The organism is Oleiphilus sp. HI0066, from assembly GCF_001635725.1.
In genome coordinates, this window is sequence record NZ_LWFH01000581.1 from 1 (window position 1) to 1,015 (window position 1,015).

The window sequence follows — 1,015 nt, forward strand, 5'->3', positions numbered from 1 at the left end:
ATCAACAATATTCATATACAGGGTTACTACTACTCACTTACATTACCCTCGCTTTGAGTACTTACTTTTGGGCTTTGTCGAGCAACAACACGCTCAAACGCGAGTACGAAATTACGCGTAACAATCTGGCTATTGTTAATTCCCGAGAAAGCTGGAACGGCATTCTTAAAACCTTAACCAAGGATGCGTTTAACAAAAAGATTTCTGCGATCAGATCTAGCCTTAACGCTCTCAGCACTTCTGGTTCATCAAATCAACACGTTAAACGCCTAAACCATTCGTTAAACGAAATTTCAACGATCAGCCAAACCCTTCTGAGCGATCTTGATTGGTATGACAGCGAGAATCATATACAGGAGCAGACAAATTACTCGATACTTGAGCATGTCTCTTTGTTAACACATGAGCTCCAAACCACTTACAGTACAGCTAATATTAATTTGTTCTGTAGTCGCGACTTCGATATCGAGCTTGCGCCCGCCTTGCTAACAAGATTGATCACTAATATAACCAACAATGCAATACGTCATCGCAATAAAGATACCGCCATCAGCATTGAGATACAGAAAGGAAGGACTCTGCTGATCAAGAATAAGGGACCACGTCTGCCAGCATCACTTAACGAACTCACTATTGAAAACAGGCAAGGAAGCGTGCATGGAGAATACGGCTTAGGACTTAACGTTTGTAAAAATATTTGCATTGCGAACGGCATACTTTTCAATGCTACTTCCGAGAAAGGATTGGTTGTATTTCAAATGATATTTCCAGCCTTACAATCAAACATGAGTAGAGAACTTGCGGCTGAGAAGGTGGAACATGCTTAGCTCGCGTAATGATTTTAAAAGTCGCCTGCTCAGCACCTTACGTAAATATTCTGATTTCACTCATTGGAACTACAACAGACAGCATAACGAAACTGGTATAGCACTATTAAGCATTGCGTTAATATGTGGTGCATTATTTGCGGCAGATGCCATTGCCCTAAATGACCCAAACTCCATCATGATCCAGC

At 41.2% G+C, this 1,015-nt stretch carries 2 protein-coding genes; both read left to right on the plus strand.

Annotation, left to right across the window (positions count from 1 at the left end; all coding sequences use genetic code 11):
- Positions 1-827, plus strand: an 827-nt coding sequence (locus A3738_RS07730; RefSeq protein ID WP_156504072.1) for an ATP-binding protein, incomplete at its 5' end; no start/stop codon positions are given.
- On the plus strand, positions 820-1,015 hold a 196-nt coding region (locus A3738_RS31855; protein ID WP_231876569.1), incomplete at its 3' end, for a hypothetical protein. The genes A3738_RS07730 and A3738_RS31855, both read left to right, overlap by 8 nt.